Origin of the sequence: Geodermatophilus pulveris, assembly GCF_900188375.1 — a bacterium.
Lineage (GTDB): Bacteria > Actinomycetota > Actinomycetes > Mycobacteriales > Geodermatophilaceae > Geodermatophilus > Geodermatophilus pulveris.
Genome location: NZ_FZOO01000003.1, coordinates 190310 through 216786, shown reverse-complemented (window position 1 = coordinate 216786; position 26477 = coordinate 190310). Strand labels below are relative to the sequence as shown.

Sequence of the window (26477 nt, the reverse complement as noted above, 5' to 3'; positions counted from 1 at the left end):
GGGACGGGTCAGGCACCGGCGGCCACCCAGGTCGAGTACGGGGCCTCGTCCCGGCGTCGCCAGTCGGTCGCCGCGCCCAGCCCGGCCGGTGCGTCCGTGAGCCACCACGTCGCGTCCGGGTCCCAGCCGGCCAGCAGGGTGCGGGCCGGGCCGGCGAGCGCGGGGACGTCGACCGGCAGTGCCCGGCCGGCGGTGGACAGGTAGCCGTCGACGGTGAGGTGCACGCCGTCCACGTCCTCGGCGACGGCCGCCCAGTCCGGGACGACCCAGGTGCCGTCCCACCCGGCGACCCGCCACCAGTCGTGCCGGCGGGACGCGGTGACCTCCCGCGGGTACCGCTCGATCAGCGCCACCCAGTCCGCCGGACCGGTCAGCTCCAGCACGCAGGCGTCACCGGGGACGTGCACCGGCCAGCTGCGCGCCGTGGTCCACCCCATCCCGTCCTCGACGAGTGGCAGCCGCACCGGAGCGCGGGGCTCCGCCGGCGTGGTGCCGGGCAGGGACCGGGTGGTGACGACCCGCCCGGTCAGCGCGGGCGTGGACCACCACTCACCGCTCCAGTCCGCCCGGGGGTCCGCCGGCCGCTCCCGGCGGGCCCGGTCCTCCTCGGCGGCGGCCTGCTCCCGCCACTCCCGCAGCGCCGGGCCGGCCCCCGTGAGGAGCGGGGCACCCGGTGTCGCCTCGTCGTCGTCCCGGAAGGCGACGGCGTGCTGGTCGTCCGCGGCCATCGGCTCGGCCCACCACTGGGACGCGGGCGCCCGGGCGACGGCCGCCGCGAGCGGAGCGAGCACCGCGGCCATCGCCGGTCCGGCCAGCGCCCGGTCCTCGTCGCCGGGTTCCTGCCAGTACCTCGCGGCGTCGACGGCTGCCAGCAGGGCGGGCATCCAGTCGTCCGGCCGAGCGGTGGCGCGCACCGCCGCCAGGTCCAGCGCGGCGATGGAGGCGGCCAGCGACCGCCGGGTCTGCTCGGGGTCGTACCGGCCGCCCGACCCCCTCGTCCACACCAGCCGGCGCCAGTCGCCCCCCACGGCGTCGAGCACGACCTCCAGGCACACCCTCCGGCCGCGTGGCCCGGACAGCAGGTCGTCGGCGCGGCGGGTCACCCGGGCAGTCTGCCCCCGTGCCCCGCGCCGTCCGGGCTCACCGTTGCGGGCCCTGGCTCACTGCTGGCGGTGAGCCAGGACCCCCGATGACCAGCTCACCTGGTCATCAGGGCGCGCCCGGGCCGGCCAGCAGAGTGGCCTCCAGCTCCGGCGGCAGCCCGGGGGCGGGACGGCCCGCCGGCACCGGGGGCCGCGGCGCGGAGCGCAGCCACGCCCAGGTGTCGGCGACCGACTCGCGCAGCGGTCGGCTGGGCAGGCCCAGCTCGCGGGCGCGGGCGGTGTCGACGTCCCACGCCGTCCGCGCCACGTCGGCCGGCAGCCACGGGGGCAGGTGCTGCCACGGCTGGACGCCGGCCGCGAGCAGCTCGGCCTCCGGCACCGGCACCCACTCCGCGTCGCCGCCGGTCACCTCGCGGCAGGCGTCGAGCAGGCCGCCCAGGGTGCTCATGCCCGCTGGGCCGGTGGCGTCGACGGCCCCGGTGACACCGCGACCGGCCGCGTCCACCAGCCAGCCGGCGAGGTCGCGCGCGTCGACCAGCGCCGGCCCGGCTGCAGGGACCCACGCCGAGCCTGCGAGGCGTGGGGGGCAGCCGGGTCCTCGTACAGCCGAGCCGGTGCAGCGGGTCGTGCGGGCCGACGATCAGCCCGGCCCGCGCGGTGAGGAACCGGCCGGGCACCGCCGCGGCGAGCACCCGCTCGGCGTACGCCTTGACCGGCCCGTACTCCTCGTCGTCGGTCTACCAGGTCCGCTCGCCGTCCTCGGGGCCGACCGGGCCCGGCGGCCAGGTCGCGTAGGCGAGCAGTCGCACGCGCTCAGCCCAGCCGGTCGGCTCCCCCGCCGTCCGCCGGTTCACTGTCAGCGCAGCGCGCGCTGTTCCACGGCGGTTGCCGAGTCGGTCGGCGGGTCGATGCCAGCGGGCGAGATCGGCAATCTGGCCGTCATGCGGGCCGTATGGCGACCAGATCGCCGATCTCGCCCGCCGCGACGGTCGAAGAACGCGGCGACCGGTGTCCGACCCGCTGTCAGACCGCCCGGGTGTAGGGCAGGCCCGGCACCTGCGGCAGCGGGACCGACCGGGCGGCGGCCAGCACCATCTGCGGCGAGCGCGGCAGGCCGCGGCGGGTGCACAGCCGCAGGGCCCGCGCGCCGGTGATGACGTCGGTCTCCGGGGGGACGACGAGCAGGTCGGCGCGGCGGGTGCCGCCGGCCCAGGTCAGGCACACCACGCCGGCGTCCATGCTGCGGAAGCCGCCGGTGCGCACCACCCGCCCGCCGACGACGACCTTGCGCGGCGCCGGGGACCAGGCGTCGAGGGAGTAGGTGAAGCGCTCGATGTGCAGGCCCCGCCTGTCCAGCGCGGCCACCAGCTCGGGCAACTCGACGGCGAGGTCGCGGCTGCGCGGGAACCAGGCGCCGTCGAAGGCCGCGTCACCGGACCCCGCGTCGCTGCGCAGGCTGACCCTGACGTCGATCCCGCCCCGGTGTCCCTCGGCGGCCAGCGTCTGCAGGGTGGTCCTCATCGGCGTCGTGCCTCTCCCTCGGTCCCGGGGCCGGCCCACACGGCCCCGAGGACAACGTAGGCAGCCGGGCGGGCCGGGCCCGCTGCGCGCGTCGCGGGCGGGTCGGCGTCCCCCGGCTCGCCGTCACCGCTGGTCATGGACCGGTCACGGCACCTCCGGCTCAGGACGTGATCTCGAAGACCGTGGTGCTGTCGTACACCTCGCCCGGGCGCAGCTCCGTCGACGGGAAGTCGGGCTGGTTCGGCGAGTCCGGGAAGTGCTGGGTCTCCAGCGCCAGCCCGTCGCCCTGCCGGTAGACCCCGCCGCCGGTGCCCACGAGCGTGCCGTCGAGGAAGTTGCCCGAGTAGAACTGGATGCCCGGCTCGGTGGTGGAGATGGTGAGGGTCCGGCCGCTGGCCGGGTCGTGCAGGACCGCGGCCTGCTCGAGGGCGTCCTCGCTGTCGGAGCCCTCCCGGGCGCCGTCGTCGGCGCGGTCCAGCGCCCAGTTGTGGTCGTAGCCCTGCCCGAACAGGATCTGCTGGTCGGCCTGGCGGATGCGCTCGCCGATCGGCGTGGGCTCGCGGAAGTCGAACGGGGTGCCGTCCACCGGGGCGACCTCGCCGGTCGGGATCAGCGTCTCGTCGACCGGCGTGTAGCCGCTGGCGTCGAGCCGCAGCTCGTGGTCGTAGACGTCGCCGGAGCCCTCGCCGGCCAGGTTCCAGTAGGTGTGCTGGGTCAGGTTGACGACCGTCGGCGCGTCGGTGGTGGCCTGGTAGTGCACGGTCAGCCGCGACGGTGCCTCCAGCCGGTAGGTCACCGTCGTGGTCAGCGTGCCGGGGAAGCCCTGGTCGCCGTCCGCGCTGACCAGCACCAGCTGCAGGGCGGCCGCCTCGTCGTCACTGACGTCGGTGGCGGTCCAGACCCGCTCGGAGAAGCCGCCGGGCCCGCCGTGCAGGGTGTTGGGGCCGTCGTTGACCGGCAGCTGGTGGGTCGTGCCGTCGAGGGTGAAGCGGCCCTCGGCGATGCGGTTGCCGTAGCGGCCGATGAGCGACCCGAAGTAGGGGTCGTCCTCGGAGAGGTAGCCGGCGAGGTCGGCGAAGCCCAGGACGACGTTGCCCACCTCGCCGGCGCCGTCCGGCACCTCGAGGGTCTGGATGACGCCGCCGTAGGTGAGCACCCGCATCGTGGTGTCGCCGTGGCTCAGGGTCCAGCGCTCGACCGCCGTGCCGTCGGGGGTGGCACCGAACGGCTCGACGCTCGTGGTCGGACCCCCACCGCCGCCACCGCGCCGCCCGTCGCCGCCGGTTGCGCCCGCCGGTGCGGCGAGGGCGGCGGCCAGCAGGCCGGCTCCGAGGACGGCGGCCAGCGTGCGGCGGCGCGCGGTGCGGAAGGGGAGGGGCAGCTGTCCGGGCACGGTGCCTCCGGGGTCGGTGGCGGTCCACCGGCGTCGTCGCGCGGTGGCGGGGCCACGGCCGGGCGCGCCCTGGACGACGTGCGCCCGGCCCCCGTGGTGCGGCCCCGGAACGCCGCCCGACGCTAGGGAGACCCCTCCGGTGGTGTCAACGCGGCGGGTGCCCCCCGACGGCGACATGCCGGAGGCCCCGTCCGACACGCCGGACGGGGCCCCTGGGCCGTGGCTACAGCTTCGGCTTGCGGTTCTTGGCCTTGCCGCGCTCGGTCTGGTCGAGGACCACCTTGCGGATGCGCACGGTGGCCGGGGTGACCTCCACGCACTCGTCCTCGGCGCAGAACTCCAGCGCCTGCTCCAGGTTGAGCACCCGCGGCGGGATCAGCCGCTCCAGCTCCTCGGAGGTGGACTTGCGCATGTTGGTGAGCTTCTTCTCCTTGGTGATGTTCACGTCCATGTCGTCCGGACGGGAGTTCTCACCGACGATCATGCCCTCGTACACCTCGGTGCCGGGCTGGACCATGAGCTGGCCGCGCTCCTGCAGGGAGAACATCGAGTACGTCGTCGCCAGGCCCTGCCGGTCGGCGACCAGCGAGCCGGTCGGCCGGGCGCGCATGTCGCCCAGCCACGGCTCGTAGCCCTCGAGGTTGTGGTTGAGGACGCCGGTGCCGCGGGTCTCGGTGAGGAACTCGGTGCGGAACCCGATCAGACCGCGGGACGGGACGATGTACTCCATCCGGGCCCAGCCGGTGTCGTGGTGCACCAGGTTCTCCAGCCGCCCCCGGCGGACGGCCAGCGCCTGGGTGAGCGTGCCGACGTACTCGCCGGGGGTGTCGATGGTGACCCGCTCGACGGGCTCGTGCAGCTTGCCGTCGATGGTCTTGGTGACGACGGTCGGGCGGCCGACGGTGAGCTCGAACTCCTCCCGGCGCAGCTGCTCGACGAGGATCGCCAGCGCCAGCTCGCCGCGGCCCTGCATCTCCCAGGTGTCGGGGCGGTCGGTGGGCAGCATGCGCACGCTGACGTTGCCGACCAGCTCCTGGTCGAGGCGGTTCTTGATGAGGCGGGCCGTCAGCTTCTTGCCCGACTTGCCCGACAGCGGCGAGGTGTTGATCCCGATGGTGATCGAGATCGACGGCTCGTCGACGGTCAGCGGCGGCAGCGGGCGCGGGTCGTTCGGGTCGGCGAGGGTGTCGCCGATCATGATGTCCTCGATGCCGGCGATGGCGACCAGCTCGCCGGGGCCGGCGCTCTCGGCCGGCGTCCGGGTGAGGCCCTCGGTGACCAGCAGCTCGGTGATCTTGACGTTCCTGATGGTGCCGTCGGTCCGGCACCAGGCGACCGTCTGGCCGCTCTTCATGGTGCCGGAGTGGATGCGCAGCAGCGCCAGCCGGCCGAGGTAGGGCGAGGCGTCGAGGTTGGTGACCTGCGCGCGCAGCGGCTCCTCGGCGTCGTAGACCGGCGCCGGGATGGTGTCCAGCAGCGTCTTCACCAGCGGCGCGAGGTCCGGGCTGTCCGGGGAGGTGCCGTCGGCCGGCCGGGTGAGCGAGGCCTGCCCGGTCTTGCCGTTGCTGTAGACGATCGGGAAGTCGAGGTTGTCGACGTCCATGCCGGAGTCCTCGAGCAGCTCCATGAACAGCTCGTAGGTCTCGTCGACGACCTCGCCGATGCGGGCGTCGGACCGGTCGGTCTTGTTGACCACCAGGATCACCGGCATCCCCCTGCCCAGCGCCTTGCGCAGCACGAAGCGGGTCTGCGGCAGCGGGCCCTCGGAGGCGTCCACGAGCAGCACGACGCCGTCCACCATGGACAGGCCGCGCTCGACCTCGCCGCCGAAGTCCGCGTGGCCGGGGGTGTCGACGATGTTGACGACGACGGGGTTGCCGTTCTCGTCGGCCAGGTGGATCGCGGTGTTCTTGGCGAGGATGGTGATGCCGCGCTCGCGCTCGAGGTCCATCGAGTCCATGACGCGGTCCTGCGTGGAGTCGTTGTCCGTCCCCTCGCCCTTGGCGCGCCCGAGGGCGCCCGCCTGGCGGAGGAGGGCGTCGACCAGGGTGGTCTTGCCGTGGTCGACGTGGGCGATGATCGCCACGTTGCGCAGGTCGTCGCGGGTGGGCATGCGGGACGGCACCTCAGAGGGGTTCGGGGGTGGGCACCTCCGCCTGTGTTGCGGAGCGCCTCGACACCACGGTCAACGGCCGCCGGCCCGGCGACCTTCCCATGATAGGCGCCCGGAGGGCGCCCTCCGGCCGTCGCGGGCCGCCGGCCGGCGCCCGAACGGCGATCCGTGAGCAGGCTCACCCCCTCGGGCGGGCCAGGCGCTCGGCGAGCTCGGCCGACAGCCGCGCACGCCCACGCCGCCCCGCCCGGCCCCTCCGGGCGCACCGTGCCTCTCGGGCGCGGGAGGCACCTCAGGGGCGGTCGGCCACCACGTAGGTGACCCCGGCGGCGGCGACGGTCACCAGGCCGACCGCCAGCCAGGAGGCCATCCCGACGCCGATGGCCAGCACGTGGGCCAGCACGAAGGCGCCGACGTACAGCGCACCCAGACCCAGGGCGACCGCCCAGCCGCGGCGCCGCTGCCACAGCCACCCGGCGGCCAGCCCGGCACCGGCGAACAGCACGCCGCCGAGCGCCCGGACGCCGGTGCCCTGCGCGACGCCGAAGCCGGCCGCGAGGCCCAGGGCGACCAGGACGGCGGAGGGGGTGCGGGTGCCGGCGCGGGCGAGGGTGGAGCTCGTCATGGGCCCCAGTCTCCCCCGCCCGGCCGGCCCCCGACCGCCGTGCTTCAGGCGGTGCGCAGGACGGCCTCGATCTCGAGCTCCACGGTGATCCTGTCCCCGACCACGACGCCGCCGTCCATCGGCAGGTCGATGTCGACGCCGAACTCCTTGCGGGAGATCTCGGTGCGCGCGGAGAAGCCGGCGCGGGTGCCGCCGTAGGCGTCCGGGCCGAAGCCGTTGACCTCCAGGGCCAGCTCGACCGGCCGGGTGGTGCCCTTGACGGTGAGGTCACCGGTGACGACCCAGTCGGCGCCGTCGGCGCGGACGCCGGTCGAGCGGAAGGTCATGACCGGGTGGGTGGCGACGTCGAAGAAGTCCGCGGAGCGGATGTGCGCGTCGCGCTGCTCCTGCCGGGTGTCGATCGAGTCCATGTCGATCGTGGCGGTCACGGCGGACTGCGCCGGGTCCTCGGCGGTGTGCAGCTCGCCGGTGAAGCGGGTGAAGTACCCGCGGACCTTGCTGACCATCATGTGTCGGACGGAGAAGCCGACGGTGGAGTGCGTCGCGTCGACGTCCCAGGTGCCGACGAGGTAGCCGGGGACGAGTGTCGTGGCGGTCATGGTGTCCTCCAGGTGGTTGAGCGTTGTACCAAGTGCTGTCGCCAACACTGGTTGAGCACTCATCCATTCCGGACGTATCCTCACCGGATGACCTCCGACGTGTCGCAGTCCGCCCGGGACGCCGGCGCGGGTGGCGGCGGGCCACGCTGGCTCGACGCCGAGGAGCAGCGGGCGTGGCGCGCCTGGCTGTACAGCAACCAGCTGCTGGCCGACCGGCTCGACCGCGAGCTCACCCACGGGACCGGCATCTCGCACGCCTACTACGAGATCCTCGTCGCCCTGTCGGAGACCGAGGGCCGGATGATGCGGATGAGCGAGCTGGCCGACCGCTGCCTGTCCTCCCGCAGCCGGCTGTCGCACGCCGTCTCGCGGCTGGAGGAGCGCGGCTGGGTGCGCCGGCAGGTGTGCGCCGAGGACGGCCGCGGCCAGCTCGCCGTGCTCACCGACGAGGGGTTCGCCGCGCTGGAGGCCGCCGCCCCGGTGCACGTGGAGAGCGTGCGGCGGCACCTGTTCGACCAGCTCACCCCTCGGCAGGTCGAGGCGATGCGCGACCTCGGCGAGACCCTGCTGCGCCACCTCGGCCCCCGCTGAGGGCCCCCCGTCACACGGTGCAGCCGTCCGGGCCGCAGGCGGCGCCGTCCCCACCGCCGGCCACCGGGATGAGCGGCGCCCGGTCCGCCCAGGCGCGCTCGAGCACCTGCAGCAGCGCCTCGGCGGGCTGGGCGCCGTTGACGCCGTACCGCCGGTCGACCACGAAGAACGGCACCCCGCTGATGCCCAGCGCCGACGCCTCGGCCTCGTCGGCCCGCACCGCCCCGGCGTGCCGCTGGTCGGCCAGGGCCGCGCGCACCTCGTCGGCGTCCAGCCCGGCCTCCGCGGCCAGCCGGACGAGCACCTCCCGGTCGCCGACGGCCTCGCCCTCGCTGAAGTACGCGGTCAGCAGCCGCTCCTCCACCGCGTCCTGCAGCCCGCGCTCGCCGGCCAGGTGGATCACCTGGTGGGCGTCGAACGTGTTGGCCCGCACCGCCCGGTCGAACCGGAAGTCCAGGCCCTCGGCCGCGGCCTGCTGCGTCATCGTGTCGATCATCTGCTGCGCGCCGGGCACCGAGGTCCCGTACTTGCGGGCCAGCCGCTCGGCGTAGTCCGTGGGCCGCACCGGCTCGCCCGCGGGCGCGGAGCGCGCGCCGGGGTCGAGCTCGAAGGCCCGCCACCGCACGTCGACGGCGTCGCGGTGCGGGAACCGCGCCAGGGCGGCCTCGAACCGGCGCTTGCCGATGTGGCACCAGGGACAGACGACGTCGGACCAGATCTCCACCTTCACGCCCCGGTGAACGCCCCGGCCGGCCATCCCCATCCCGGCCGGGGCGTCCCCGCCTGCGGGTCCTCCCCCGCGATCATGGCGCCGTGACCGCCCCGCGGGGGCGGGAACCGGTCACGGCGCCGTGATCACCCGCCGGAGAGGGGGTCAGTCCTCCTCGTCCTCGAACAGCTCCCGGGAGACCAGGCCGGTGTCGGGGTTGTCGGTGAACATGCCGTCGATGCCGGTCGCCCAGAACGCCAGGTGCTCCTCGAGCGCCTGGCCGTAGTCGCCCGGCTCCTCGCCCGCGTCGCGCAGGTCGGTGGGCAGGAACTCGTTCTCGTTGCGGAAGGTGTACGGGTGCACCAGCAGGTCGGCGGCGTGCGCGTCGTCGACGAAGGACGTCGGCTCGCCCAGCGTGCCGTCGTCCTCCCGCGGGATGACCTGGCTCTTCTCCGGCCCGACGCCGTCGGCGTACTCCCCGATCCCCGCCAGCCCCTCGGCGGTGGACAGGTCGGCGTAGGTGCGCTCGTCGCCGGCGGCCACCAGGTCGGCCGGGGCGCCGCTCGCCGACAGCAGCTGCACCAGCGGCACGTCGACGACGCCGTCCAGCTCCTGCAGGTTCGCCGTCTCGAAGGACTGGACGAACACCGGCGCGTCCTCGCCGGTCAGCCCGGCCTCGGTCAGGTCCTCGACCAGCGGCTCCTCCAGCGACAGCCCGATGGAGTCGAAGTAGGTCGGGTGCTTGGTCTCGGGGTAGACGCCGATCTCGCGGCCCAGCTCCTCCGACAGCTCCGCGCGCAGCGCGAACACCTCGTCGAGGGTGGGCACCTGGTAGAGCCCGTCGTAGAGGGTGTTCTCCTCGCGCAGCTCGGGCAGCCGCTCCACCGCGCGCAGCGTGCGCAGCTCCTCGAAGGTGAAGTCCTCGGTGAACCAGCCGGTCAGCTCCACGCCGTCGATGACCTTGGTGGTCTGCCGGTCGGCGAACTCGGGCCGGTCGGCGACGTCGGTCGTCCCGGAGATCTCGTTCTCGTGCCGGGCGACCAGCACGCCGTCCGACGTGCTCACCACGTCGGGCTCGATGTAGTCCGCGCCCATGCGGGCGGCCAGCTCGTAGGACGCCAGCGTGTGCTCGGGCCGGTAGCCCGACGCGCCGCGGTGGCCGATGACCAGCAGCTCGGCGGCGGCCTCGTCGCCCCGGTCGTGCCCGTGGTCGCGACCGGCGCGGTCCTCCGGGCCGGTGGCCACGGCGGGACCGGCGAGCAGCACCGGCACCGCGAGCACGGCGGCGGTGAGGACGGCGGGACGGCGGTGGGCTCGTCGCATGGGATCTCCCGGGGCTCGGGCGGCGTCCGTCGCCGTCGGCCCCGGCCGATCCACTCCGACGCGGGGGGCGGTGTCGAGACCCGCAGGCGAACAGGAGGTGAAGTGACCGGCCCCGACCGCCCGCCGACGCGCTGCGTCACGCCGCAGGCGCGTCGCGTGACCTCCCCGGGGGCTGCCGGCCGGGGCCCTCACCCGAGAGGGGTGCGGCGCCACGCGGGTCCGGGAGGGTCTCACTATCGTCCCGACGGTGGACGGCAACAGGGACGCGGTGACCGAGCACACCGGGGTGCGCCTGGCGCACGTCGAGCTCTCCCCGTTCCGCCAGGTGTGGCGCCGGGTGGTCATCGCCGCGGCCGTGCTGCTGGCCACGGTCCTCATCGTCTGGCTGGACCGGGACGCCTACCGGGACGGCGACGAGGTCGGCATCACCCTGCTGGACGCCTTCTACTACGCCACGGTCAGCCTCTCCACGACCGGCTACGGCGACATCACGCCGATCACGCCCGGCTCGCGGCTGGTCAACATCCTGATCATCACGCCGCTGCGCGTGATGTTCCTGATCGTCCTCATCGGGACCACCCTCGAGGCGCTGACCACGCGCACCCGCGAGGAGTTCCGCATCCGACGCTGGAGGTCCACCGTGCGCCAGCACGTCATCGTGTGCGGCTACGGCACCAAGGGCCGCAGCGCCATCCGCTCGCTGCAGGCCAGCGGGACGCCGCTGGACCAGATCGTCGTGGTCGACCCCGACCCGCGGGCGGTCGAGGAGGCCAACTCGATCGGGCTCACCGGCATCGTCGGCGACGCGAGCCGCACCGACGTGCTGCGCCGGGCGTCGATCGAGCGGGCCCGGGCGGTCATCGTGGCGGCCAACCGGGACGACGCGTCGGTGCTCATCACGCTGACCGTCCGCCAGCTCAACCCCGGCGTGCCGATCACGACGTCGGTGCGCGAGGAGGAGAACGCGCAGCTGCTGCGCCAGTCCGGCGCCGACACCGTGATCACCACGTCGGCCACGGCCGGCCGGCTGCTGGGCCTGTCCACCGACGCGCCCCGGGTCGTGGCCACCGTCGAGGACCTGGTCACCGGCGGGCAGGGCCTCGACCTGCACCAGCGGCGGGTCACCGCGGGCGAGGTCGGCCTGAGCCCGCGGCAGCTGCGCGACGTCGTCCTGTCGGTGACCCGCGGCGGCCGCACGCTGCGCTTCGACGACCCGCTCATCGGCACGCTGGAGGCCGAGGACGTGCTCGTCGTCGTCCGCTCCAACCGGCCGGGCGGCCGCTCTGCCGCTCCCGCCGAGCAGGGCAGCCGGCCCCGCTAGACGAGGGCGGCCTCCATCGCGTCGGCCTGCTGAACCAGGTCGGCCGCGGTGGTCAGCCAGCCGGCCACCAGCAGCAGCGGCCAGGGCTGCTCGTCGTCCAGCGAGGCCGTCGTCGCGACCAGCGAGGCCTGTGCCACGGCCCTGCACGCCGTGTTCCGCATGACGGGCTCCTTCCATCGGGTACCTGGACGGTCGGCACCGATGGGCGGGGGATCCAGCCGTGACACACGGACGTCACCCGGAGGGGGTGGACGACACACCGGCACGGGCCGCCGCCGTCCGGCCGGCCGGTGCGGCCGCCGTCGCGACGACGACCTTGCCGGTGACCGGTCCGCGGGCGTGCCGGTAGGCCTCCTCGATCCGGTCGAGGGCGAACACGCGGTCCACCACCGGCCGCAGCAGCCCGCCGTCGACCAGGGCGGCCAGGTGGGCGAGGTCGGCCGACCGGGGGGTGGTGCGCACCGCGGCGAAGCCGGGCCCGCGCCGCAGCCGGCCGGGGACCAGCTCGCGGGCGCTGTCCGGGCCCAGGCCGCGGGTGGTGACGAACACTCCGTCGTCCGCCAGCAGCGGGCGGGCGGCGGCGGCCGGCAGCCGCCCCGGGGTGTCGAGGACGACGTCGAAGCGGCGTCCCAGGGCGGTGACGTCCTCCTCGTGCCGGTCGACGAGGTCGTCGGCGCCGAGCCCGGCGACGAACGCCAGCTTCGGGCCGCTGGCCACGCCGGTGACGTGCGCGCCGGCCAGGCGGGCCAGCTGCACGGCGGCGGCACCGATGCCGCCCGAGGCGCCGATCACCAGCACCCGGGGGGATCGGCGGGCGCGCAGCGCCGCCCGCCCGTACAGCGCCTGCAGCGCGGTGAGCCCGGCCAGGGGCAGCGAGGCGGCCTCCGCCACCGAGCACGAGACCGGGACGCGGGCGGCCTGCTCCTGCCGGAACACCACCCGCTCGGCCTGTCCCCCGCCCGCGTGCCCGAGCAGGGCCATCACCCGGTCGCCGGGTGAGAAGGCGGTCACCTCCGGGCCGCAGGCGAGGACCTCGCCCGCGACGTCGAAGCCGGGCCGGCCGACGCGGCGGACGACGGCGGCGGTCAGGCCCGTGCCGAACATGCCGAGGTCGGTGCCGTTGATGCTCGAGGCCTCGACCCGCACCAGCAGGTGGTCACCGGCCGGAGCACCCGGCTCGGCGACGTCCACCACCACCGGCACGGTGTCGTCCCCGGAGCCCTGCAGCCGGACAGCACGCACGACGCCCACCCCTCCGCTGCGCCTGCTGGCGGGCGCGCTCCGGCGGGGCTACCCCGCGGGCCGGAGCGGGACGCACGGGTCTCGTCCGACCCCGGACGCGCGAGAGCCCCGTGCGGACGACGTCCGCACGGGGCTCTCGCAGGGGTGGAGGTGGCGGGAATCGAACCCGCGTCCTACGACGCATCACCAGGGCTTCTCCGAGCGCAGTCCGCTGCGTCTCTGCTCGGCCCTCCCGATCTCACGGACGAGACGGGATGACGGGCCCAGTCACTGTTGGGTGTCCCGCGCGCGCCCGCGACCGGCGCGCACGGTGAGTCATCTAGCTGATGCCAGGATCCGGGCCGATGACGAACCCGGGCTGACAGACGGACCTACGCTGCGTCAGGCAGCGAGGGCCACGTCGCGCTGACTGAGGTCGGCGCTTGTGTGGTTTCCGACGCGTGGTTAACGAGCTCATCGTCGGCTTCCTCGGCTCGCTTCCCCTGGTCACACGACCGCAGTCGAGACCATTCACCCCCTGTGTAGTTGTGCTGGTGAGCGTAACGGGTCGGCAGGCCGCGTTGTTCCGGCCCCGCTGCAGGGCGCGCCGCGGTCCTCCCGCTAGATCCAGTCGCGCCGCTTGAAGACGGCGTAGAGCACGAGGCTGACCCCCAGCATCAGCACCAGCGCCATCGGGTAGCCGAGGGTCCAGCCCAGCTCGGGCATCACCTCGAAGTTCATCCCGTACACGGTGCCCACCAGCGTCGGGGCGAACAGGATGGCCGCCCAGGCGGAGATCTTCTTGACCTCCTCGCCCTGCCCGATCGAGGCCTCGGTGAGCTCGCGGATCTCCTCGTTCTGCCGCTGGGCGACGAGCGTGGCGTTCACGGTGAGGATGTCGCGCAGCTGCAGCCGGAAGGCCTCCACCCGCTCGTTGACCTGCACGACGTGGTCCTCGACGTCGCGCAGGTAGCTGCGCAGCTCCTCGTCGACGCCGTACTTGTCGAAGCCGGCGGTGATGGCCGCCAGGATGCCGCCCAGCGGCCGGGCGGCGCGCTGGAACTCCAGCACCTCCTGCGACAGCTCGTAGATGCGCCGCGACACCCGCGGGTCCCCGCCGAACACCTGGGTCTCGATCTCGTCGATGTCGTTGGCCAGGCCCGCGACGACCGGCGAGTACCCGTCGACGACGGCGTCCAGGATGGCGTAGAGCACCGCCTCGCTGCCCTTGGCCAGCAGGTCCGGCTCGCTCTCCAGCCGCCGGCGCACCCGGGAGAGGTCCGGGGACTCGCTGTGCCGCACGGTGATGGCGAAGTTGGGGCCGAGGAACAGGTGCAGCTCGCCGAACTCGACCTCCTCGGCCGCGTCCAGGTACCGCGCGGCCTTGAGGACGACGAACAGCGTGCTGCCGTAGCGCTCGAACTTGGGCCGCTGGTGGGCGGTGATCGCGTCCTCGACGGCCAGCTCGGGCAGGTCGAACAGCTCGGCCAGCTCGCCGAGCTCGCGCGGCTCGGGCCGGTAGAGGCCCAGCCACGCCAGCCGCTCGTCGTCCTCGACGAGGCACTCGTGACTCTCGAGCGGCGACTCGGGCGTGGCCACCCGGCGGCCGGCGGAGTAGACGGCGTTGTCGACGATCACCGCGGGCCGCACCGGGGCCGGCTCCGGGGCCGGCGGCGGCACGGGGGCGAGGGTGACCGCCGGCCGGGGGCGGCGGGTCAGGGTGGTCAGGGCGGTGAGGGGCGCACGACGGCGGTCGACCACGGCGGTCTCCTGGGCAGGCGTGGGGACGGGGGACCTCGTCGGGGCCCGCCCTCGGCCCCGTCCCGGGTCCCACCCCGAGCATGCGAGGGTGGGGAGGACGGGGTCCTCCGTCAGGCGGGGTGGACCCCGGTGCCGGTACTGGGCGGTTCGCTGCGCATCGCTCAGCACCTCCCGTCGTCCGCAGGCCGGCCCGTCCGCGGGCCGTCGTCCATGATGACACGTCCGCGCCCCGCCGTCCCGGGGCGAGGAGGCGACCGCTGCGCGGTCAGCCCACGTCGAGCACCAGGCCGATCAGCAGCGGCAGCAGCAGCACGATGAGGATGGCGCCGAGGACGTCGAAGGAGATGCCGGAGCGGATCATCTTGGTGATCGGCACCACGCCGGAGCCGTACACGATGGCGTTCTGCGGCGTGGACACCGGCAGCATGAACCCGAAGGACGCGGCGAACGTCGCCGCCAGCGCGGGCACGAACGGGTTGACCCCCGCGGCCACCGCCACCGGGATGATGATCGGCACGACGACCGCGGCCGAGGCGGTGTTCGACGTCGTCTCGGAGATGATGATCGCCAGGATCACCGCGAAGACGGTGATCAGGAAGAGGCTGGTCAGGCCGAGCGCGTCGGCCGAGCCGTTGCCGATGGTCTCGGCCAGGCCGGTGTCGGCGAGCAGCGAGCCGAAGATGATGCCGGTGCCGAACAGCAGGATGGTGCCCCAGTCGATCTGCGCGGCGTCCGACCAGTTGAGGGTGAACTCCCGGCTCCCCCAGTCGGTGGGCAGCAGGAACAGCAGCGACGCGCCGAGGACGGCGACGATGCCCTCGTCGAGCCGGTCGCCGACGGCCGTGTAGAGGTCGGAGTCGGTGCCGGCGGTGAGCGCGACGACGCCGGGGAAGACCCAGAAGGCCACGGTGACGCCGAAGGCGATGAGCGTGTTCTTCTCGGCCCGGGACATCGGCCCGAGCGCCGCGCGCTCGCGCTCGACGTACTCGTGCACGCCCTCGATCCGCTTGATCTCCGGGCGGTTGAGCAGCAGCAGGACGAGGGCCAGTGCGACGAACATCAGCGCGCAGATGGGCAGGGCCATGAGCATCCAGGACAGGAAGCCGATGCGTTCGCCGGTGGCCTCCTCGATCAGCCCGCGGCCGATCAGGTTGGGCGGGCTGCCGACGGGGGTGAGCAGCCCGCCGACGCTCGCGCCGTAGGCCAGCATGAGCATCAGCGCGACGCCGACCCGCAACCGCAGCGGGTCGAAGTCCGGCGCCACCATCTCCTTCTGCTGCAGCAGCTTGGCGATCACCGACAGGATGCCGATCGCGGTGGGCAGCAGCATCGCGACGGTGGCGGTGTTCGACACGAACGCCGAGAGCAGGCAGGTGATCAGCCCGAAGGCGATGATCAGCCGAGCGGTCGAGCCGCCGACCCAACGCAGCGACAGGATCGTCATGGCGAACCGCCGGGCCACGCCGTGCTTGAGCATCGCCTGGGCGAGGATGAACGCGCCGATGAAGGTGAACACCGTCGTCGACCCCAGCGGGGCGACGACCTCGTCGCCGGTCACCACCCCGAGGACGGCGATCGCGCCGACCCCGATCAGGCCACCGATCGGGATCGGCACCGGCTCGGTGATCCACAGCACGATGACGCCGAGCAGCACCGCGGCCAGCAGGTGCTGGTCACGCGGCAGGTCCAGGGGCAGCAGCGCGAAGACGACCGTCACCGCCGGGGCCAGGAACAGCCCGACGGTGCGGCGGCCCTTCTCGAACCTCTCCTCCGCCGGGCTGAGCTGCTGCTCGCCCAGGCTCCGGTAGGTGGCCGAGCCGCGGAACGCGGCGTCCACGTCGGTCCGCGGGCCGGGCCCCCGCCCTCGTTCGGTCGCGGTCATGGCGCCCCTCCCCACTCGGGTGTGACCCAGACCATAGGGACCCCGGACCTATCCGGCGACCTCCCCGGGCGGCGGGGGCACCTGCAGCGCGACGAGGAAGCGGGACACCATCGCGTACCCGCCCACCAGCGCGGTCAGCTCGACGACCTGCCGGTCGTCCAGGTGCGCGCGGACGCCGGCGAACACCTCCTCCGGCACGGTGACCGCGCGCGTGGAGGCGTCGGTGTAGGCGAGGACGGCGGCCTGCACCGGCGTCCACACCGGCTCCCGGCCGGCGTCGGGCCGGCGCAGCGCCTGCAGCTGCGGGCCGGCCAGCCCGGCGCGGCGGGCGATCGGCTCGTGCGCGGCCCACTCGAACGCGGCGTCGTTGAGGACGGCGACCCGCAGGACGACGAGCTCGCGCAGGTCCGCGGCCAGCGTCGTGCCGCCGCGCAGCGCGCCGAGGAGTGCGTTCCACCCCTCGGCGACCGGCGGGCTGTGCAGCAGCAGCCGGTCCAGCGCGGACAGCTGCCCGCCGCGGCGGGCGCGCAGCAGTTCGGCCGTGGGGCCCTCGCCGTCGGTCTCGGGGACCCGGGGCGCGCTCACCGCGCGGGGAAGAAGCCGGCCGGGTAGGCCCCGTTGGCGACCAGCCGGGCCGACAGCGCCCTGCCGAGCTCCACCGCGCGGGCGGTGCGCTCGGGCCCCAGGTGTTCCCACGGCGCCGCGGACAGCGCGTCGGTGCCGGCCTCCACCTCGGCGCGCAGCCGGCGGCCCTCCTCGGTCAGCGCGCCGTCGGCGACCAGGCCGCGCCGGGTGAGGCCGGCGCAGGCCGCGTCCCACTCCTCCTCGCTCCAGCCGCGGGTGGCCCGCGCGGCCGCGGCGGTGAACCCGCGGCCGGTGAGGGTGTGCGTGACCAGCGACTCCAGGCCGGTCAGCCCGGCCCGCACCAGCCCGGCCACGTGCCCGTCGCCGCGGTGCTCGCGCAGCAGCGTGGCGCCGTGCCACAGCGACAGCACCGGCTCCTCGGGCCAGGGCTGGTCGGCGTGCCCGGCGTAGAGCGGGCGGCCCTCGGCGGTGAGCACGCCGCACGCCTCGCGCAGCAGCCCGGCCAGCTCGGCCACCTCCGGGGCGGCAGCGGCCTCCGGCCCGCCGAGCAGCCGGGTCAGCGACGCGCGGGCGCCGTCGAGCCGGGCGGCCAGCACCTGCTCGGGGGTGGCGAGGGCCCACGCCCGCGGCACGTGGCGGGCCACCAGCGAGGGCGAGAAGTTGGCGAAGGTGGCGACCACCGTGCCGGGCCCGACCGCGCCCATCGCGGCGGCCCGCCCGGCGAAGTAGCACATCCGGCCCGGCCGCAGCCCGACCGCGCCGAGGTACTCGTCCTGCTCGGGGGAGAAGTAGACCTGGTTGTGCAGCGGCTCGACGGCGCGGTGCGCGCGGGCGACGTCGGGTGCCGGCTGATCGGCGCTGACCATGCGCCGCAACCTACCGGTGCAGCGTGCGCAGCCACCGGCGCTGCCAGGGCGTCTCCACCGCGCGAGGCGCGTGGCGCTCGCGCACCCACCGGACGGCGTCGGCGGGCGGGACCCCGTCCAGGACCGCGAGCGCGGCCAGCGCGGTGCCGGTGCGGCCCACCCCGCCGCGGCAGGCCACCTCCACCCGCTCCCCCGCCCGGGCCCGGCCGAGCGCCTCGGTCAGCGCGGCCAGGGCGTCGTCGCGGTCCAGCGGCACCCAGAAGTCCGGCCAGCGCACCCGGCGCGCGGGCCACGGCGGCAGCGGGCCGCGCCCGAGGACCACCGCCCGGTCGGCCGGGGAGGCCGGGGCACCCAGCCGGCGGCCGCGGACCCGGACGCCGGAGGGCAGCGCGACGACGCCCGGACCGGTCCAGCTCACCGCGCGGGCGGGCGGCTGCACGCCCACTGGACGCGGGTGCGGATCCCGGTGAACCCGAGCCGCCGGTAGAGACCGAACGCCCCGGTCGGGTTCTCGGTGTCGACCTGCAGCCCGGCGGTGTCGCAACCGGCGGCCGCGGCGGCGTGCAGGGCGGCGAGGATCGCCGCCGAGGCGATCCCCCGCCCGCGGGCGCCGCGCAGCACGCCGAGCTGCCCGAGGTGGCTCTGCTGCAGGCCGGTGGCGCGGGTGTCCGCGTCGTAGACGTAGGCGAGCACGTAGCCGGCCACCGCCCCGTCGGCCAGGGCGAGCACGGAGAGCTCCGGGCGGAAGGCCCGCTGGCCGGTGTACCAGCTCGCCCAGGCCGTCGGGTCGCGCTCGGCGGAGCCGTGGTGGTCGGCGAAGGCCGCGTTGTGCGCCCGCCGCACCTCGTCGTCCCGGTCCCGGGTGTAGGGCACCAGCTGCACGCCGGGCACGGCCGGGACCTCCGGCAGCCCGGTCAGCGGCCGCTCCATGTCGGCGTACCAGCGCTCGGGGGCGAACCCGGCCCGGCGCGCCAGGGACCCCAGCGACGCCATCCCCGGGGGCACCGAGACCGTCATCCGCGCGGGCAGGTCGGGGTGGTCGCGCCGGTGCAGCTCGGCGGCGCGCCCCAGCTGCCAGTCCAGCAGGGCCCGCCCGATGCCGCGCCCCCGCCAGCCGGGGTGCACGCGGCCGTCGAGCGCGATGCGGTGGTCCTCGCGCGCCCCGCCGAGGGAGAACACCATCGCCCACGCCACGAGGGTGCCGTCGTCTGCGCACACGGCACGGCCGTCGCGCGGCAGGTCGACCAGGTCGTTGACCCACCACTCGGTGAGGTCGCCGACGTCCACGTGCTCGCCGGTGTCGTCGGCCGGCTCGGCGGCGGCCATCAGCTCGGCGCCCGCGTGGACGTCGTCCTCGGTCAGCGGCCGGGCGGTGAGACCCGCGGGCAGTCCGTGCACGGGTCGGCAGCGTAGGGACGGCGACCGGCGCGGTCGACCGGGTTCCGCGGGCGGGCGGGCCACCGCCGGGCGAGACCGCCGTCAGGGGGACCTCGGCCGCGCCCTCACCTGCCCACGGGCCGGGGTCACCAGCCCGGGAGGAACAGGCAGAACGGGTGACCGGCGGGGTCCTGGCAGACCCGCACGCCCTCCTGCGGCTGGAACCGGGCCACCGTGGCGCCGGCGTCCACGGCCAGCGCGACGGCGGCGTCGAGATCGTCGACCTCGATGTCGAGGTGCAGCTGCATCCGCGGGTCGCCGGGACCGGCCGGCCACACCGGCGGGACGTGGTCGGCCGCCAGCTGGAAGGACAGGCCCGGGCCACCGCCGTCCGGCCGCACCCTCGCCCACTGCGGGGTGTCCTCCACCAGCGGCCACCCGAGCAGCCGCTGGTAGAAGCGCGCCAGACCGGGCGGGTCGGGGGTGTCCAGGACCGTCGCCGCGAGCCGCACGGCGCCAGCGTGCGCGGCCGCCCGAGGTCCCGCCACCGGACCGTCAGCCGCGCGGGACCGGGCCGGGGACGACGTCCCCGCGGCTCGGCCGGCTCCGCGCGGCGGCCCGGACGAGGTGCGGGCGGAGGAGGGCCGTGGGCCGCTCGAGCATGCCCAGCGCCCGGACGTAGACGTCGGTCACCACCGGGTCGTACGTGGCGGCCACCTCCAGGCGGTCCTGGTACCACTGCAGGGTGCGCCGCAGCGGGCCTGCGGTGCCGCCGGTGGTGCCCGGGAACCGCAGGTCCTCGCCGACGGCGAACAGCCACGGCTCCGCCAGCCGGCGGGCCAGGCGTCGCTGGAAGCGACTCCCCAGACCCCTCAGGTCGCCCCGGGGCCGCCGGGCGCGCAGGGACGCGTCCAGGAGCTCGGCCGCGACGACGGCGCTGCTCATGCCCTGCCCGTAGACCGGGTCGAACGCGCAGGCCGCGTCGCCGAGCACGACCAGGCGCTCGGGCCAGCGACGCAGGCGCTCGTAGTGCCACCGCTGGTTGCTCGTGCCGCGGTGCAGGTGCACGTCGCTGAGCGGTTCCGCGGCCGCGATGGCCTCGGCGAGGACGGGGGAACGCAGCCGGCGCGCGTAGGCCGTGAAGCCCGCGTCGTCGGTCGCCGCGTGCACCCCGCGGGCGCCGATGAGCCCGACGACCCACCGGCCGCCCTCCACCGGGTAGAGGTAGCCCGTCCGCGGGTTGTCCACCTGGTCACCGAAGAGGATCAACCCCCGCCAGTCGGCGGCGAAGCCGTCGGGGACCCGGTAGAAGCGGCTGGCGTAGGTGATGCGGGCGTCGACCGTCGTCCGGTCCGGGACCGGACCGCCGAGTCCGGCCAGCCAGGTCGGGGTCCGCGTCCCCCGGCCGGAGGCGTCGACGACCAGGTCGGCCTCGATGGGGACCGGGCCGTCGTCCCCGCGCACCACCACCCCGCGCACACCCCGGCCGTCGTCCGAGGCCCGGAGCGCGGTGACCTCGCAGCCGTCCACGACGGTCACGCCGGGCAGCTCCAGCAGCCGCCGGCGCACCGTCGCCTCGATGAGCGGCCGGCTGGCCGACAGCGACAGCCACCCGGGTGCCCGCCGGTCGATCCACCCGGCCCGGCCGAGGACGAGCACGTCCCCCGGGAGGCGGACCGGGACGGCGCCGGCGCCCTGCAGGTCCCGTCCAAACCCGGGGAAGAGCCGCTCCAGGCCGACCAGTCCCCGGGCGAGCAGGGCGTGCACCTGCCACCCCTGCGGCACCCCCCGCCGGGGCTGCGCGCCGTCCGGCAGCCGGTCGCGCTCGACGACCGTCACACGGTCGACGTGGCCCGCCAGCACGCCGGCGGCCAGCAGGCCGGCCATGCCGGCGCCGACCACGACCGCGTGACCGGTCCTGGCTGCCCCCACGGCAGGTGCGTCGGTCATCCCCGGCCCTCCCCGGCCAGACAGCGGGTCCGCCTGGAGGGCACCCCGGCGAGGGGCTCGTGACCAGTGGCGGAGGACCCTGGGCTCAGCCGGCCACGGCGAACAGCCGGGCGCCGTTGTGCCACAGCACCGCGCGCAGCCAGTCCTCCCCGAGGTCCAGCCGGTGCAGCGCGGCCAGCTGGTGGGCGTAGGGGTACGGGATGGACGGGAAGTCGCTGCCGAGCACCACCTTGTCGCGCAGCGCGCCGAGCCGGGGCCGCAGCGCGGGGTCGAAGGGCATCAGCCGCTCGACGAAGTCGGTGGCGAACATGGTGGTGTCCAGGTGCACCCGCTCGTACCGCTCGGCCAGGTCGAGGAAGTCCGCGTACTCCGGCATGCCGAGGTGGGCGATGACCAGCTGCAGCCGGGGGTGGCGCTCCAGCAGCCCGCCCATCGGCACCGGGCCGGTGTGCTCCCCGCGCAGCGGGCCGGAGCCGCAGTGGATGACCACCGGGGTGCCGGCCTCCTCCAGCCGCGCCCACACCGGGGCGAGCAGCGCGTCGCGCGGGTCGAACCGGCCGACCTGGACGTGCACCTTGAACACCCGCACCCCCGCGTCCAGAGCGGTCCCGACGTAGGCCGGCGCGCCCGGCTCGGGGTAGAAGGTGGCCGACTGGAGCACCTGCGGGTGCGCGGCGGCGAACTGCCGCGACCAGTCGTTGAGCCAGGCGGCCATGCCCGGCCTGTGCGGGTAGGGCAGCGTCGGGAACGCCCGGACGCCGAGCCGGTCGAGCACCGCCAGCCGCTCCTCCTCCGGCAGCGGGTACTGCACCGGCCAGGCCGCGCCGTAGTTCCGCTCGCCCGCGGCGAAGTAGGCCCACACCTTCTCCTGCACCCGCGGGGGCAGGAAGTGCACGTGCACGTCGACCAGCCCGGGCAGGCCCAGCTCCTGCCAGTACCGGGGGACGTCGGCGTCGTCGGCCGGCGGCTGCAGGGCGCTCACGTCAGCGTGAGGACGACCTTGCCGCGCACGTGGCCGCCGGCCACGAGCTCCTGGGCCTCGCGCACCTGCTCCAGCGGGAACGCCCGGGCGACCGGCACCCGCAGCTGCCCGGCGTCGGCCATCCGGCCCAGCTCCTCGAGGTGCTCGTGCTCGGGGCGGACGAACACGTAGCGCCCGCCCATCCCGTTCACCGCCGGGTCGACGACCGAGACGATGCGGGCCGGGTCGCGGACCTGCTCAGGGGCGTCGGCCAGCGTGTCCCCGCCGACCAGGTCGAGGACGGCGTCCACCGGCTCGGACAGCTGCCCGCTGAGCGGCCCGGCGGAGTAGTCGAACACCTCGGCCACGCCGGCGTCGCGCAGGAAGCCGTGGTTGCGCGGGCTGGCGGTGCCGATGACGTGCGCGCCGAGCGCGACGGCGATCTGCACGGCGCAGAAGCCGACCCCGCCCGCGGCGCGGTGCACCAGCACCCGGTCGCCCTCGCCGACGTCCAGGGCCTCGGTCAGCGCCTGGTAGGCGGTCAGCCCGGCCAGCGGCAGCCCGGCCGCCTCGGCGAAGGACAGCGACGCCGGCTTGTGCGCCAGGCACCGCTGCGGCGCCGGCACGAGCTCGGCCGTCGTCCCCCACTGGACGTCGTCCCGGCGCACGTAGCCGAGCACCTCGTCGCCGGCGGCGAAGGCGGTGACCGCGGGGCCGGCCGCCTCGACGACCCCGGCGACGTCCCAGCCGGGCACGATGGGGAAGTGGTGCGGATAGGCGCCGGCGAGCGCGCCCTCGCGGATCGCCACGTCCACCGGGTTGACCCCGGCGGCGTGCACCCGCACCAGCACGGTGTCCGGGCCGACCGGCGGGTCGGGTAGGTCCTCGCGCAGGGTCAGGACCTCCGGGCCCCCGAACCGGTCGTGGGCCACGCCCCGCACTACCGCCGTCCCTTCACGTACCGCCCGAACACCTTCTGGATCTCCCGCCGCGCGTCACGCTCGGCGAGGTCGTGCCGCTTGTCGTAGGACTTCTTGCCCTTGGCCAGCGCCAGGGTGGCCTTGACCTTGCCGTCCTTGAAGTACAGGTCGAGCGGCACGAGGGTCAGGCCGCCCTCCTTGGTCTTGCCGATGAGCTTGTCGATCTCGGCGCGGTGCATGAGCACCTTGCGCTTGCGCCGGGGCGCGTGGTTGGTCCACGTGCCCTCGGTGTACTCCGGGATGTGCACGTGCTGCAGCCAGATCTCGCCGTCGTCCACCGTGGCGAACCCGTCGACGAGGGAGGCGCGGCCGGCCCGCAGGCTCTTCACCTCGGTGCCGGTGAGGACCAGGCCCACCTCGTAGGTGTCGAGGATCGAGTAGTCGTGCCGCGCCTTCTTGTTCTGGGCGATGAACTTGCGCCCCTGCTCCCGCGGCACAGCTCCTCCGTCGTCCTACCGGACGACACCGCGATCAGGTGCCGTCCCCGGTTGCGCTGAGCCCGTCCCGGTCCTCGTCGCGGAGGCCTCCGGCCCCCACTCCTCCGACCGCCTCGCAGGGCGGCTCACCTCAGCTCTGTGCTCACAACCTTACGTACAGCCGCAGGGTGACGTAGGCGGCGATGCCGGCCAGGCCGACGCCGGCGGCGGCGATGACCGGGCTGATGAAGGCGATCGCCCCCCAGTCGACCGGCGGGATGATGCCGGCGCGGATCGGCCCGGCCAGCGTCTTGTCCACGAACAGCAGCTTGGTGACCACCAGCCCGCCGATGGCCAGCAGCGCGCCGATCAGCCCGGCCAGCGCCGCCTCGAGGATGAACGGCAGCTGGGTGTACCAGCGCGAGGCGCCGACCAGCCGCATGATGCTGGTCTCGTTGCGCCGGTTGAAGGCGGCCAGCTGGATGGTGTTGGAGATCAGCAGCAGGGCGGCGAGCGCCTGGACGACGGCGACGGCGATCGTGGCGTTGCGGGCGCCGTTGAGCAGGCTGAACAGCCGGTCGAGGAAGTCGCCCTCGTCGCGCACCTGGTCCACGCCGTCCTGCCCGTTCGGGAAGGCCGCGGCGATGACCTCGTAGCGCTCGGGGTTGACCAGCTCGACGCGGAAGCTCTCCGGCAGCGCGTCGGCCGGGGTGTTCTGCACCAGCTCCGGCTGCTGGCTGAACTGCTGCTGGAAGCGGGCGTAGGCCTCGTCCTTGGACTCGTAGATGTAGCCGGCCACCTCCGGCGAGCCGGCCAGCTCCTGCTCGATGGCCGACCGCTGCTGGTCGGTGACGTCGTCGGCGAGGAAGACGGAGACCTGCACCTTGTCGTAGTAGATCTCCTTCATGTCGGAGATCATCCCGGCGATCAGCAGGCCGGTGCCCATGAGGCCGAGCGAGATGGCGGTGGTGAGGACCATCGCGACCGTCATGGTCAGGTTGCGACGCAGCCCGGTGGCCACCTCGGAGAGCACGAAGTTGACGCGCATGGGTTCCCTGTCGTGAGGTCAGGCAGGAGGGGCGGGACGCCGGGTCAGCGGCCGCCGCGGCGCGGCCGCGTCATCGGCCCACGCCGTAGACGCCGCGCGACTGGTCGCGGGTCAGCGCGCCCCCGTTGAGCTCGATCACGCGGCGGCGCATCGAGTCGACGATGTGGTAGTCGTGCGTCGCCATCACCACGGTGGTGCCGGTGCGGTTGATCCGCTCCAGCAGCAGCATGATGCCCTCGCTGGTCTCCGGGTCGAGGTTGCCGGTGGGCTCGTCGGCGAGCAGCACGAGCGGGCGGTTGACGAAGGCGCGGGCGATGGCCACGCGCTGCTGCTCGCCGCCGGACAGCTCGCCGGGCAGCCGGTTGCCCTTGCCCTCCAGGCCGACCATCTCCAGCACCTCGGGGACGACGCGCTTGATCGTCCGCTGCGGCTTGTTGATGACCTCGAGGGCGAAGGCGACGTTCTGCGCGACGGTGCGGTTGCGCAGCAGCCGGAAGTCCTGGAAGACGCAGCCGATGGTGCGGCGCAGCTTGGGCACCTGCCACTTGCTCATCGTGTTCAGCGTCTTGCCGTTGACGACGACTGTGCCCCGCGTGGGGTCGTCCTCCTTCAGCAGCAGCCGCAGGAGGGTCGACTTGCCCGAGCCCGAGGAGCCGATGAGGAAGACGAACTCACCCTTGTCGATCTCCGTGGACACGTCGTCGAGGGCCGGCCGGGAGCTGGCCGGGTACAGCTTGGTGACGTGTTGCAGTTCGATCACGGGGGGCCACGGTACCTCTCGAACCCGGGAGACTGGAGTGTCACGCGCGGTCGTCCGCCGTCCGGCCGCGACGGAGCGTGACGGCGCCGCCGCAGGCCCAGGACGCCCGTGGCCCAGCGTGACGCATCCGCCGTCCCGGCGTGCGACGGGTGTGACGAACGGGACGCCTGGTCAGGGCCGCCGGCCGGTGCCTAGGCGGCCTCCTGCTGACGCCGCCAGCGGATGCCGGCCTCGATGAAGCCGTCGATGTCGCCGTCGAGGACGGCACTGGTGTTGCCGGTCTCCTGCTCGGTGCGCAGGTCCTTGACCATCTGGTAGGGGTGCAGCACGTAGGAGCGCATCTGGTTGCCCCAGCTGCTGCCGCCCTCGCCCTTCAGCGCGTCCATCTCCGCGCGCTGCTCCTCCTGCCGCCGGGCCAGCAGCCGGGCCTGCAGCACCCGCATCGCGGCCGCCCGGTTCTGGATCTGGCTCTTCTCGTTCTGGCAGGACACCACGATGCCCGTGGGCAGGTGGGTGATCCGGACGGCGGAGTCGGTGGTGTTCACGCTCTGCCCGCCGGGCCCCGAGGACCGGAAGACGTCGATCCGGATCTCGTTCTCCGGGATGTCGACGTGGTCGGTCTGCTCGACCACCGGCAGCACCTCGACGCCGGCGAAGGAGGTCTGCCGGCGGCCCTGGTTGTCGAACGGCGAGATGCGCACCAGCCGGTGGGTGCCCTGCTCGACCGACAGCGTGCCGTAGGCGTAGGGGTGCTTGACCGCGAAGGTCGCCGACTTGATGCCGGCCTCCTCGGCGTAGCTGACGTCGTAGAGCTCGACGGGGTACTTGTGCCGCTCGGCCCAGCGCAGGTACATCCGCATGAGCATCTCGGCGAAGTCGGCGGCGTCGACGCCGCCGGCCTCCGACCGGATGGTCACCAGCGCCTCGCGGGAGTCGTAGTCGCCGGAGAGCAGGGTGCGCACCTCGAGCTCGTCGATGACCTTGCGCAGCGCCCAGAGCTCCCGCTCCGCCTCGGCCGTGGTGGCCTCGTCGCCCTCCTCGGCGGCCATCTCGTGCAGCAGCCCGACGTCGTCCAGGCGGCTGCGCAGCTCCTCCACCCGCCGCAGGTCGCCCTGCAGGTAGGACAGCTTGGAGGTGAGCGCCTGCGCGGCCTCGACGTCGTTCCACAGGTCGGGCGCGGCGGCCTGCTGCTCGAGCTCGGCGACCTCCCGGCGCAGCCGGTCCACGTCCAGCACCGCCTCGATGGAGGCCAGGGTGGTGTTCAGCTCGTCGAGCACGACGGAGAAGTCAGCGGCCACGTCTGGCCAGGGTAGTGCCGTCCGGCCGGGGGTAGGCAGGAGCGGGTGAGCGAACCACGCCGACGCCGTCCCCG

27 protein-coding genes and 1 other RNA gene are annotated in these 26477 nt (G+C 74.7%); 2 read left to right on the top strand and 26 right to left on the bottom strand.

Features of this window, described 5'->3' with window-relative positions; all coding sequences use genetic code 11:
- Positions 1–8 precede the first annotated feature (8 nt).
- The 7 genes from CHB98_RS07675 to CHB98_RS07645 all read right to left on the bottom strand — a co-directional run bounded on the left by CHB98_RS07675 (position 9) and on the right by CHB98_RS07645 (position 7354).
- Positions 9–1103 (bottom strand): hypothetical protein, encoded by a 1095-nt coding sequence (locus CHB98_RS07675; RefSeq protein ID WP_089305016.1) that lies wholly within the window; start codon positions 1101–1103, stop codon positions 9–11.
- 106 nt (positions 1104–1209) lie between these two features.
- Positions 1210–1551 (bottom strand): Rossmann-fold NAD(P)-binding domain-containing protein, encoded by a 342-nt coding sequence (locus tag CHB98_RS21495; RefSeq protein ID WP_179224297.1) that lies wholly within the window; start codon positions 1549–1551, stop codon positions 1210–1212.
- A gap of 575 nt (positions 1552–2126) precedes the next feature.
- Entirely contained in the window at positions 2127–2624 is a 498-nt protein-coding gene (locus CHB98_RS07665) for a DUF5994 family protein (protein WP_089305015.1), read from the bottom strand.
- 160 nt (positions 2625–2784) lie between these two features.
- Positions 2785–4017 carry an aldose epimerase family protein gene (locus CHB98_RS07660; protein ID WP_218822289.1) on the bottom strand — a complete coding sequence of 411 codons (1233 nt, stop codon included), beginning with the start codon at positions 4015–4017 and terminating at the stop codon, positions 2785–2787.
- Positions 4018–4240: 223 nt separating this feature from the next.
- The gene (gene typA, locus CHB98_RS07655) at positions 4241–6130 is read right to left on the bottom strand and encodes a translational GTPase TypA (RefSeq protein WP_089305014.1); all 1890 of its coding nucleotides are present in this window, start codon (positions 6128–6130) and stop codon (positions 4241–4243) included.
- Positions 6131–6422: 292 nt separating this feature from the next.
- Complete coding sequence (locus CHB98_RS07650; protein ID WP_089305013.1) at positions 6423–6755, bottom strand: hypothetical protein; 333 nt, start codon at positions 6753–6755, stop codon at positions 6423–6425.
- A gap of 44 nt (positions 6756–6799) precedes the next feature.
- Positions 6800–7354, bottom strand: coding sequence for a YceI family protein (locus CHB98_RS07645; RefSeq protein WP_089305012.1), 555 nt, complete (start codon positions 7352–7354; stop codon positions 6800–6802).
- Positions 7355–7441: 87 nt separating this feature from the next.
- Between CHB98_RS07645 and CHB98_RS07640 the strand changes: the two genes are divergently transcribed.
- Complete coding sequence (locus tag CHB98_RS07640; protein ID WP_089305011.1) at positions 7442–7945, top strand: MarR family winged helix-turn-helix transcriptional regulator; 504 nt, start codon at positions 7442–7444, stop codon at positions 7943–7945.
- 10 nt (positions 7946–7955) lie between these two features.
- Here CHB98_RS07640 and CHB98_RS07635 read toward each other — a convergent pair whose 3' ends face one another.
- Together CHB98_RS07635 and CHB98_RS07630 are read right to left on the bottom strand one after the other, a co-directional pair.
- On the bottom strand, positions 7956–8669 hold the full coding sequence (locus CHB98_RS07635) for a DsbA family oxidoreductase (protein ID WP_245820995.1): 714 nt from the start codon (positions 8667–8669) through the stop codon (positions 7956–7958).
- 150 nt (positions 8670–8819) lie between these two features.
- Positions 8820–9977 (bottom strand): glycerophosphodiester phosphodiesterase, encoded by a 1158-nt coding sequence (locus CHB98_RS07630; protein WP_089305009.1) that lies wholly within the window; start codon positions 9975–9977, stop codon positions 8820–8822.
- A 247-nt stretch (positions 9978–10224) separates the two neighbouring features.
- On the opposite strand from CHB98_RS07630, the gene CHB98_RS07625 reads away from it, so the two are divergent.
- Positions 10225–11298, top strand: a complete 1074-nt coding sequence (locus CHB98_RS07625) for a potassium channel family protein (RefSeq protein WP_089305008.1) — start codon at positions 10225–10227, stop codon at positions 11296–11298.
- Here CHB98_RS07625 and CHB98_RS21490 read toward each other — a convergent pair.
- From CHB98_RS21490 to prfB, 17 genes are all read right to left on the bottom strand, one after another.
- Positions 11295–11459, bottom strand: coding sequence for a hypothetical protein (locus tag CHB98_RS21490; protein WP_179224295.1), 165 nt, complete (start codon positions 11457–11459; stop codon positions 11295–11297). The genes CHB98_RS07625 and CHB98_RS21490 overlap by 4 nt on opposite strands.
- A gap of 73 nt (positions 11460–11532) precedes the next feature.
- Positions 11533–12540, bottom strand: a complete 1008-nt coding sequence (locus CHB98_RS07620) for an NAD(P)-dependent alcohol dehydrogenase (RefSeq protein WP_179224293.1) — start codon at positions 12538–12540, stop codon at positions 11533–11535.
- A gap of 142 nt (positions 12541–12682) precedes the next feature.
- Positions 12683–13058, bottom strand: a transfer-messenger RNA (tmRNA) gene (ssrA, locus tag CHB98_RS07615).
- Positions 13059–13140: 82 nt separating this feature from the next.
- Entirely contained in the window at positions 13141–14280 is a 1140-nt protein-coding gene (locus CHB98_RS07610) for a magnesium and cobalt transport protein CorA (RefSeq protein WP_089305006.1), read from the bottom strand.
- 265 nt (positions 14281–14545) lie between these two features.
- Positions 14546–16162 carry an SLC13 family permease gene (locus tag CHB98_RS07605; RefSeq protein WP_089305005.1) on the bottom strand — a complete coding sequence of 539 codons (1617 nt, stop codon included), beginning with the start codon at positions 16160–16162 and terminating at the stop codon, positions 14546–14548.
- Positions 16163–16210: 48 nt separating this feature from the next.
- The gene (locus CHB98_RS07600; protein ID WP_089305004.1) at positions 16211–16747 is read right to left on the bottom strand and encodes a carboxymuconolactone decarboxylase family protein; all 537 of its coding nucleotides are present in this window, start codon (positions 16745–16747) and stop codon (positions 16211–16213) included.
- Positions 16744–17613 carry an SCO6745 family protein gene (locus CHB98_RS07595; RefSeq protein WP_089305003.1) on the bottom strand — a complete coding sequence of 290 codons (870 nt, stop codon included), beginning with the start codon at positions 17611–17613 and terminating at the stop codon, positions 16744–16746. The genes CHB98_RS07600 and CHB98_RS07595 overlap by 4 nt, the downstream gene beginning before the upstream one ends.
- Before the next feature lie 10 nt (positions 17614–17623).
- Positions 17624–18031, bottom strand: coding sequence for a protein-tyrosine phosphatase family protein (locus tag CHB98_RS07590; RefSeq protein WP_089305273.1), 408 nt, complete (start codon positions 18029–18031; stop codon positions 17624–17626).
- A complete protein-coding gene (locus CHB98_RS07585; RefSeq protein WP_245820994.1) occupies positions 18028–19011 on the bottom strand; it encodes a GNAT family N-acetyltransferase in 984 nt (327 codons plus the stop codon). Before CHB98_RS07585 ends, CHB98_RS07590 begins: the two co-directional genes overlap by 4 nt.
- Positions 19012–19136: 125 nt before the next feature.
- On the bottom strand, positions 19137–19502 hold the full coding sequence (locus CHB98_RS07580; protein WP_089305002.1) for a VOC family protein: 366 nt from the start codon (positions 19500–19502) through the stop codon (positions 19137–19139).
- 43 nt (positions 19503–19545) lie between these two features.
- On the bottom strand, positions 19546–20940 hold the full coding sequence (locus CHB98_RS07575; protein WP_143425001.1) for an NAD(P)/FAD-dependent oxidoreductase: 1395 nt from the start codon (positions 20938–20940) through the stop codon (positions 19546–19548).
- 85 nt (positions 20941–21025) lie between these two features.
- Complete coding sequence (locus CHB98_RS07570; protein WP_089305000.1) at positions 21026–21922, bottom strand: amidohydrolase family protein; 897 nt, start codon at positions 21920–21922, stop codon at positions 21026–21028.
- Positions 21919–22833, bottom strand: a complete 915-nt coding sequence (locus CHB98_RS07565) for an NADP-dependent oxidoreductase (RefSeq protein ID WP_245820993.1) — start codon at positions 22831–22833, stop codon at positions 21919–21921. The genes CHB98_RS07570 and CHB98_RS07565 overlap by 4 nt, the downstream gene beginning before the upstream one ends.
- 8 nt (positions 22834–22841) lie before the next feature.
- Complete coding sequence (smpB, locus tag CHB98_RS07560) at positions 22842–23318, bottom strand: SsrA-binding protein SmpB (protein WP_089304998.1); 477 nt, start codon at positions 23316–23318, stop codon at positions 22842–22844.
- Positions 23319–23460: 142 nt separating this feature from the next.
- Positions 23461–24345 (bottom strand): permease-like cell division protein FtsX, encoded by an 885-nt coding sequence (gene ftsX / locus CHB98_RS07555; protein WP_089304997.1) that lies wholly within the window; start codon positions 24343–24345, stop codon positions 23461–23463.
- A 70-nt stretch (positions 24346–24415) separates the two neighbouring features.
- The gene (gene ftsE, locus CHB98_RS07550) at positions 24416–25105 is read right to left on the bottom strand and encodes a cell division ATP-binding protein FtsE (protein ID WP_089304996.1); all 690 of its coding nucleotides are present in this window, start codon (positions 25103–25105) and stop codon (positions 24416–24418) included.
- A 191-nt stretch (positions 25106–25296) separates the two neighbouring features.
- Positions 25297–26403, bottom strand: coding sequence for a peptide chain release factor 2 (prfB, locus tag CHB98_RS07545; protein ID WP_089304995.1), 1107 nt, complete (start codon positions 26401–26403; stop codon positions 25297–25299).
- Between the last annotated feature and the right edge of the window lie 74 nt (positions 26404–26477).